This window comes from Kluyvera genomosp. 2 (genome assembly GCF_036759865.1).
GTDB classification, from domain to species: domain Bacteria; phylum Pseudomonadota; class Gammaproteobacteria; order Enterobacterales; family Enterobacteriaceae; genus Kluyvera; species Kluyvera ascorbata_B.
This window is the reverse complement of record NZ_JAPKIA010000012.1, coordinates 180673-188127: the sequence shown is the minus strand read 5'-3', so window position 1 is coordinate 188127 and position 7455 is coordinate 180673. Positions and strand designations below refer to the sequence as shown.

General features: G+C 58.1%; 8 protein-coding genes. 3 read left to right on the top strand and 5 right to left on the bottom strand.

The window, feature by feature from the left end:
- The first annotated feature begins 28 nt into the window (after positions 1-28).
- The 3 genes from kefF (at position 29) to folA (ending at position 3022) form a co-directional block, all read left to right on the top strand.
- Positions 29-526 carry a glutathione-regulated potassium-efflux system oxidoreductase KefF gene (kefF, locus tag V6942_RS14880; RefSeq protein ID WP_333501410.1) on the top strand — a complete coding sequence of 166 codons (498 nt, stop codon included), beginning with the start codon at positions 29-31 and terminating at the stop codon, positions 524-526.
- Positions 519-2387: a glutathione-regulated potassium-efflux system protein KefC gene (kefC, locus tag V6942_RS14875; protein ID WP_333501408.1), complete on the top strand. Its 1869-nt coding sequence runs from the start codon at positions 519-521 to the stop codon at positions 2385-2387. Before kefF ends, kefC begins: the two co-directional genes overlap by 8 nt.
- A gap of 155 nt (positions 2388-2542) precedes the next feature.
- Positions 2543-3022, top strand: a complete 480-nt coding sequence (gene folA / locus V6942_RS14870) for a type 3 dihydrofolate reductase (protein ID WP_182934518.1) — start codon at positions 2543-2545, stop codon at positions 3020-3022.
- A gap of 102 nt (positions 3023-3124) precedes the next feature.
- Here the strand turns inward: folA and apaH are convergent, their stop codons facing one another.
- From apaH to surA, 5 genes are read right to left on the bottom strand one after another with little or no spacing between them, the layout of a single operon-like run.
- Positions 3125-3973, bottom strand: coding sequence for a bis(5'-nucleosyl)-tetraphosphatase (symmetrical) ApaH (apaH, locus tag V6942_RS14865; protein WP_106925334.1), 849 nt, complete (start codon positions 3971-3973; stop codon positions 3125-3127).
- Between the two features lie 2 nt (positions 3974-3975).
- Positions 3976-4353: a Co2+/Mg2+ efflux protein ApaG gene (gene apaG, locus V6942_RS14860; RefSeq protein ID WP_106925336.1), complete on the bottom strand. Its 378-nt coding sequence runs from the start codon at positions 4351-4353 to the stop codon at positions 3976-3978.
- A 3-nt stretch (positions 4354-4356) separates the two neighbouring features.
- The gene (gene rsmA / locus V6942_RS14855; protein WP_106925338.1) at positions 4357-5178 is read right to left on the bottom strand and encodes a 16S rRNA (adenine(1518)-N(6)/adenine(1519)-N(6))-dimethyltransferase RsmA; all 822 of its coding nucleotides are present in this window, start codon (positions 5176-5178) and stop codon (positions 4357-4359) included.
- Positions 5171-6160 (bottom strand): 4-hydroxythreonine-4-phosphate dehydrogenase PdxA, encoded by a 990-nt coding sequence (gene pdxA, locus V6942_RS14850; RefSeq protein WP_333501407.1) that lies wholly within the window; start codon positions 6158-6160, stop codon positions 5171-5173. Before pdxA ends, rsmA begins: the two co-directional genes overlap by 8 nt.
- Entirely contained in the window at positions 6160-7446 is a 1287-nt protein-coding gene (gene surA, locus V6942_RS14845) for a peptidylprolyl isomerase SurA (RefSeq protein ID WP_106925342.1), read from the bottom strand. The genes pdxA and surA overlap by 1 nt, the downstream gene beginning before the upstream one ends.
- Positions 7447-7455 lie beyond the last annotated feature (9 nt).

Here is a 7455-nt window from a genome sequence, read left to right as displayed (position 1 = left end):
TTTAATCAGCGAGTCAGCTTGGGAAGAAATGACCTGCTTATTCGCACCTTCCCTAGAGCAGGTGCGGACGCTCGACGGTGTGGAAATTCGCTCTCTTTATCACCTCTATCCCGATTTTAATATCGACGTTGTCGCTGAACAGGAGGCGCTGTCTCGTGCCGATCTGGTCATTCTGCAACATCCGATGCAGTGGTACAGCACGCCGCCGCTGCTCAAGCTGTGGCTGGATAAAGTGCTGGCGCACGGCTGGGCCTACGGGCACGGCGGTACCGCGCTGCACGGAAAAGACATGATGTGGGCGGTAACGACCGGCGGTGGCGAAAGCCACTTCGAAATTGGTTCACATCCGGGCTTTGACGTGCTGGGTCAGCCGCTGGAGGCTACCGCCGTTTACTGCGGCATGAAATGGCTGCCGCCGTTTGCCGTGCACTGCACGTTTATCTGCGATGAAGAGACGCTGCAGGCGAAGGCGCGTCACTATAAACAACGGCTTTTGGCCTGGCAGGAGGAGCATAACAATGGATAGCCATACGCTCATACATGCGCTGATCTACCTGGGATCGGCGGCGCTGATTGTGCCGATTGCCGTACGTTTGGGGTTGGGTTCGGTGCTCGGTTACCTGATCGCGGGCTGCATTATAGGCCCGTGGGGGCTGCGTCTGGTGACCGATGCGGAAGCCATTCTGCATTTCGCCGAAATTGGCGTGGTGCTGATGCTGTTCGTCATTGGCCTGGAGCTGGACCCGCAGCGGCTATGGAAGCTGCGCGTCTCGGTATTTGGCGGCGGACTGCTGCAAATGGTGCTGTGCGGGGCGCTGATTGGCGTGTTCTGCATTTTCCTCGGCCTGCGCTGGCAGGTGGCGGAGCTGATTGGCATGACGCTGGCGCTCTCTTCGACCGCTATCGCCATGCAGGCGATGAATGAACGTAATCTGACGGTGACCCAGGTCGGGCGCAGTGCGTTCGCGGTGCTGTTGTTCCAGGATATTGCGGCCATTCCGCTGGTGGCAATGATTCCGTTGCTGGCCAGCAGCGGCGGCTCGACGACCCTCGGCGCGTTTGCGTTTTCAGCGCTGAAAGTGGCCGGTGCGTTGGTATTGGTGGTGGTGTTAGGACGCTATGTGACGCGCCCGCTGCTGCGCTTTGTTGCGCGCTCGGGTCTGCGCGAAGTGTTCAGCGCCGTGGCCCTGTTCCTGGTGTTTGGCTTCGGTTTGCTGCTGGAAGAAGTTGGTCTTTCGATGGCGATGGGGGCATTTCTGGCCGGCGTGCTGCTGGCGAGTTCTGAGTACCGCCATGCGCTGGAAAGCGATATTGAGCCGTTTAAAGGGCTGCTGCTGGGGCTGTTCTTTATCGGCGTCGGGATGTCGATCGATTTTGGCACCCTCATTCATCACCCGCTGCGTATCATCACGCTGCTGGTGGGCTTCCTGGTGATTAAATCGGTGCTGCTGTGGCTGATTGCCAAACCACTCCAGGTACCGCGCTCGCAGCGTCTGTGGTTTGCGGCGCTGCTGGGGCAGGGCAGTGAATTTGCCTTCGTGGTCTTTGGTGCGGCGCAGATGGCGAACGTGCTGGATGCCGATTGGGCGAAGGCGCTGACGCTGGCGGTAGCGCTATCGATGGCGGTAACGCCGGTGCTGCTGGTACTGCTGACGCGGCTGGAAAAACGCGCCAGCACCGGCGACGCGCGGGAAGCGGATGAAATTGATGAAGAACAGCCGCGGGTGATTATTGCCGGCTTTGGCCGCTTCGGTCAGATTGCCGGGCGTCTGCTGCTGTCCAGCGGTGTGAAAATGGTGGTCCTCGACCACGACCCGGATCACGTCGACACGCTGCGTAAATTCGACATGAAGGTGTTTTATGGCGATGCCACGCGAGCCGATCTGCTGGAATCCGCCGGGGCGGAAAAAGCTGAGGTGCTGATTAACGCCATTGACGATCCGCAGGCCAGCCTGGCGCTGACCGAGCTGGTGAAAGAGCATTTCCCGAACCTGACCCTTATCGCCCGCGCCCGTGACGTTGAGCACTATATCAAGCTGCGTCAGGCTGGCGTCAGCGCACCGGAGCGCGAAACCTTCGAAGCGGCGCTGAAGTCCGGGCGTCAGGCGCTGGAGTCGCTGGGGCTGGGGGCATATGAAGCGCGCGAGCGTGCCGATCTGTTCCGCCGCTTTAATATTCAGCTGATGGAAGAAATGGTGGAGATGGCCGAGATTGATGCCTCCTCGCGGGCGGCGGCGTTTAAGCGCACCAGCGCCATGTTGACTGAAATCATCAACGAAGATCGCAACCATTTGTCGGTCATTCAACGCCACGGCTGGCAGGGCACGGAAGAAGGGAAGCACAGCGGCAACCCTGAAGATGAGCCGGAAGTAAAGCCGACGCTGTAACGGCTTCGTAGGTGTAATGCTGGCTGTCCACTTTGCCTTCGTGGACTTGCCAGCAAATCTGAAAATTTTCTTATTCTTTACCTGGCTGCCAGTCGACGAAAGATTAAGCTTTCCGTATAGTGGCGACAATTTTTTTCGCATCTGGGATACACTCAATGATCAGTCTGATTGCTGCGCTTGCGGTCGATCGCGTCATCGGTATGGAAAACGCCATGCCATGGGACCTGCCGGCCGATCTGGCTTGGTTTAAACGCAATACGTTAAACAAACCTGTCGTTATGGGCCGTCTGACCTGGGAATCCATCGGTCGCCCGCTGCCGGGACGTAAGAACATTGTTATCAGCAGCCAGCCCGGTACAGACGATCGCGTGCAGTGGGTGAAATCGGTTGATGAAGCGATTGCCGCCTGCGGTGACGCGGAAGAGATTATGGTGATTGGCGGTGGCCGCGTATACGAACAGTTCCTGCCGAAGGCGCAGAAGCTGTACCTGACGCATATTGATGCGGAAGTGGAAGGCGACACCCATTTCCCGGATTACGATCCGGATCAGTGGGAGTCGGTGTTCAGCGAGTTCCACGATGCCGATGAGCAGAATTCTCATAGCTACTGCTTTGAGGTGCTTGAGCGGCGCTAAGACCGAGCCTTTCCCGGCGGCGCTTTGCTGGCCGGGCCACTAAAATAAAAAACGCCGAGTGAAACGCCGGCGTTTTTTATTTTTCAATGGGGATGCGCCAAACTACGAAGCCACCGCCTCGCTCTCGCCCGGGGCCAGTTTACGGTTCGACGGCTGTACAAAATACGTTTTGTCTTCCCAGCGCAGGCAGGTGAGATCGCCACCCCAGCAGCAGCCGGTATCCAGCGCGTAGATATTTTCCGGCGTACCTTTCCCTTCCAGCGAAGCCCAGTGGCCAAACGCCACGCTGTACTCGTCGGTAATCGGCCCCGGCAGCATAAACCAGGGCTTCAGCGGGGCGGGCACGTTTTCCGGCGACTCTTTGCTGTACATATCCAGCTGGCCGTTCGGGAAACAGTAGCGCATGCGGGTGAAGGCGTTAGTAATAAAGCGCAGACGCGCCAGGCCGCTCAGCTCGCGCGACCAGTTATTCGGCATGTCGCCGTACATGGCGTCAAGAAAGAAGGGGTAGGAGTCGCTCGACAGCACGGCTTCGACGTCGCGTGCGCACTGTTTTGCCGTTTCGATATCCCACTGCGGAGTGACGCCCGCATGGGCCATCACCAGCTTTTTCTCTTCATCCACCTGCATCAGCGGCTGGCGACGCAGCCAGTTAAGCAGATCGTCGGCGTCCGGTGCTTCCAGCAGCGGGCTCAGGCGGTCTTTGGGCTTATTGCGGCTGATGCCGGCAAACACCGCCAGCAGATGCAGGTCATGGTTTCCCAGCACCACTTTGACGCTATCGCCCAGCGATCTGACGTAGCGCAGCACCTCCAGCGAGCCGGGACCGCGAGCAACCAGGTCGCCCGTGAGCCACAGCGTATCTTTGCCCGGCGTAAACGCCACCTGCTGTAAAAGAGCGATCAATTCATCGTAGCAACCGTGAACGTCGCCAATAAGGTATGTAGACATGATTAATGAATCAGCGTGGGAACAAAGAGACGGAAAACGGGAATGTCGATGGAGAACGGTACGCCGTCGACATCGACCATGTCGTAGTGGCCCTGCATGGTGCCCAATGGGGTTTCCAGTACGGCGCCGCTGGTGTACTGATATTCTTCGCCGGGCTCGATGTGCGGCTGTACGCCAACCACACCCTCGCCCTGCACTTCGGTTTCGCGGCCGTTACCGTTGGTGATGAGCCAGTAACGGCCCAGAAGCTGAACCGCGCTTCGCCCGAGATTGCGAATGGTGACCGTGTAGGCGAAGACGTAACGCTCTTCTTCCGGCTGGGAGTGCGTCTCAATGTAGACGCTCTGTACCTGGACGCAAACTCGTGGCGAATTAATCATGGTTTAGCTCTCCTTCGAGGGCGCATTTTCTGACAGATAGTTGGCCATCCGGCAGTACTGCGCAACAGAGATATTTTCTGCCCGCATCGCCGGGTCGATGCCCAGTTCCGTCAACACCTCAACGCTGAACAGGTTGCCAAGGCTGTTGCGGACGGTCTTACGACGCTGGTTGAACGCTTCGGTCGTAATTCGACTCAGGACGCGGACGTCTTTCACCGGGTACGGTGGCGTGCTGTGCGGCACCAGGCGTACGACGGCGGAATCCACTTTAGGCGGCGGCGTGAAAGCGCTCGGCGGCACTTCAAGAACCGGGATCACGTTACAGTAATACTGCGCCATGACGCTCAGACGGCCATAGGCTTTACTGTTCGGCCCGGCAACCAGACGGTTAACCACCTCTTTTTGCAGCATGAAGTGCATGTCTGCAATGGCATTAGTATAGCTAAACAGATGGAACATCAGCGGCGTAGAGATGTTGTACGGCAGGTTGCCGAACACGCGCAGCGGCTGACCCAGCGTCTGGGAAAGCTCGCCGAAGTTCATGGTCATGGCGTCCTGCTGATAAATCGTCAGCTTTGGCCCCAGGAACGGGTGCGTTTTCAGACGTGCGGCCAGATCGCGGTCAAGCTCGATCACGGTCAGTTCGTCCAGGCGTTCGCCAACCGGTTCGGTCAGCGCGGCAAGACCCGGGCCGATTTCAACCATGGCCTGGCCTTTTTGCGGGTTAATGGCCGCAACGATGCTGTCGATCACGAATTGATCGTTGAGAAAGTTTTGCCCGAAGCGTTTACGGGCTAAGTGGCCCTGATGGACTCGATTATTCATTAGAGTTAACAATCATTTTGATGGCGAGGTTAAGCGCCGTAATAAAACTGCCGACGTCCGCTTTGCCAAGCCCCGCCAGTTCAAGGGCGGTGCCGTGGTCAACGGAGGTACGAATAAAGGGTAAACCGAGCGTAATGTTCACGCCGCGGCCAAAGCCCTGGTATTTTAGCACGGGAAGGCCCTGATCGTGGTACATTGCCAGCACCGCATCGGCATGGTCAAGATACTTCGGCTGAAAAAGGGTGTCGGCAGGCAGCGGCCCGCTGAGGTTCATGCCCTTTTTCCGCATTTCTTCCAGTACGGGAATAAGCGTATCGATCTCTTCCGTGCCCATATGGCCGCCTTCGCCCGCGTGGGGGTTCAGGCCGCAGACCAGGACGTGCGGTTCGGCAAGGCCGAACTTGTTCTGCAAATCATCGTGCAGAATGGTGATCACTTCTCGCAGCAGATCCGGCGTAATGGCATCGCTGACCGCCTTCAGCGGCAGGTGCGTTGTCGCCAGCGCCACGCGCAGTTCTTCCGTTGCCAGCATCATCACCACTTTCGCCGCGCCCGAACGTTCTTCAAAGAATTCGGTATGCCCGGTAAACGGAATGCCGGCGTCGTTAATAATGCCTTTGTGCACCGGCCCGGTGACCAGTGCGGCAAATTCACCGCTCAGACTGCCGTCGCAGGCGCGCGCCAGCGTCTCAACGACGTAGCGCCCGTTCTCCACGTTTAACATGCCAGGCGTGACCGGCGCGTTGAGCGCAACGGGCAGCAGCGTTAGCGTACCGGCACGTTGCGGCTGCGCTGGCTGTTCGGAAACGTAGGGGAGAAGCGTGAGGGGAAGACCAAGAAGTTTCGCCCGCTCGGTAAGCAGGCTGGCATCAGCGCAGACGACCAGTTCAAGCGGCCAATCGCGCTGGGCCAGTTGGATCACGAGATCCGGACCAATCCCGGCGGGTTCGCCGGGAGTGATAACGACACGGTGTTGAGTCATTAGTTGCTCAGAATTTTCACGTAGGCGCTGGCGCGCTGTTCCTGCATCCAGGTAGCCGCTTCTTCAGAGAACTTACGGTTCATCAGCATACGATAAGCGCGGTCTTTCTGCGCCGCATCGGTACGGTCAACGTTGCGCGTATCCAGCAGCTGAATCAGGTGCCAGCCAAAGGAGGAGTGAATCGGGGCGCTAATCTGGCCCTTGTTCAGCTTCATCAGCGCATCGCGGAATGTCGGATCGTAGATGTCCGGCGTCGCCCAGCCTAAGTCACCGCCCTGGTTCGCAGAACCTGGATCCTGAGACAGCTCACGCGCCGCTTTCTCGAAGGTGGTTTTGCCGCTGCGGATATCCGCTGCAACCTGTTCCAGCTTCGCGCGGGCCTGATCGTCGGTCATGACCGGCGACGGCTTGAGCAGAATGTGGCGAGCGTGGGTTTCGGTCACAGAAATGCTCTGAGACTGGCCGCGCATGTCGTTGATTTTCAGAATGTGGAAGCCTACGCCGGAACGGATCGGCCCGACGATATCGCCTTTTTTCGCCGTGCTCAGCGCCTGGGCAAAGATAGCCGGCAGCTCCTGAATACGCCCCCAGCCCATCTGGCCGCCTTTCAGCGCCTGCTGGTCAGCGGAATAGGTGATAGCCAGTTTGCCGAAGTCGGCGCCTTTACGGGCCTGGTCGACGATGGATTCAGCCTGGCTCTGCGCTTCATTCACCTGATCGGAGGTCGGGTTTTCCGGCAGCGGCACCAGGATGTGGCTGAGGTTCAGCTCGGTGCTGGCGTCGTTCTGGGTGCCAATCTGGTTTGCCAGCGCGTCCACTTCCTGCGGCAGCACGGTGATGCGGCGACGCACTTCGTTATTACGCACTTCGGAGATCAGCATCTCTTTACGGATCTGGTTACGGTAGGTGTTGTAGTTCATCCCATCGTAGGCCAGACGGCTGCGCATTTGATCCAGCGTCATGTTGTTCTGTTTAGCGATGTTGGCGATAGCCTGATCGAGCTGCTCGTCGGAGATTTTGACGCCCATTTTTTGCCCCATCTGCAGGATAATCTGATCCATGATCAGACGTTCCAGGATCTGGTGACGAAGGGTCGCATCATCCGGCAACTGCTGGCCAGCCTGGCCAGAGTTCATCTTAACGGACTGCATAAGGCCATCGACGTCGCTCTCGAGGACAACGCCATTATTTACGACGGCTGCTACTTTATCGACAACCTGCGGGGCAGCGAAGCTGGTATTCGCAACTAAGGCGATACCGAGAAGCAGCGTTTTCCAGTTCTTCATACTTTTTCC

Excerpts from the sequence above, each read along its gene's own strand:
- kefF (WP_333501410.1), top strand. The coding sequence starts at position 29 with ATGACCTGCTTATTCGCACCTTCCCTAGAGCAGGTGCGGACGCTCGAC.
- kefC (WP_333501408.1), top strand. The coding sequence starts at position 519 with ATGGATAGCCATACGCTCATACATGCGCTGATCTACCTGGGATCGGCG.
- folA (WP_182934518.1), top strand. The coding sequence starts at position 2,543 with ATGATCAGTCTGATTGCTGCGCTTGCGGTCGATCGCGTCATCGGTATG.
- apaH (WP_106925334.1), bottom strand. The coding sequence starts at position 3,973 with ATGTCTACATACCTTATTGGCGACGTTCACGGTTGCTACGATGAATTG.
- apaG (WP_106925336.1), bottom strand. The coding sequence starts at position 4,353 with ATGATTAATTCGCCACGAGTTTGCGTCCAGGTACAGAGCGTCTACATT.
- rsmA (WP_106925338.1), bottom strand. The coding sequence starts at position 5,178 with ATGAATAATCGAGTCCATCAGGGCCACTTAGCCCGTAAACGCTTCGGG.
- pdxA (WP_333501407.1), bottom strand. The coding sequence starts at position 6,160 with ATGACTCAACACCGTGTCGTTATCACTCCCGGCGAACCCGCCGGGATT.
- surA (WP_106925342.1), bottom strand. The coding sequence starts at position 7,446 with ATGAAGAACTGGAAAACGCTGCTTCTCGGTATCGCCTTAGTTGCGAAT.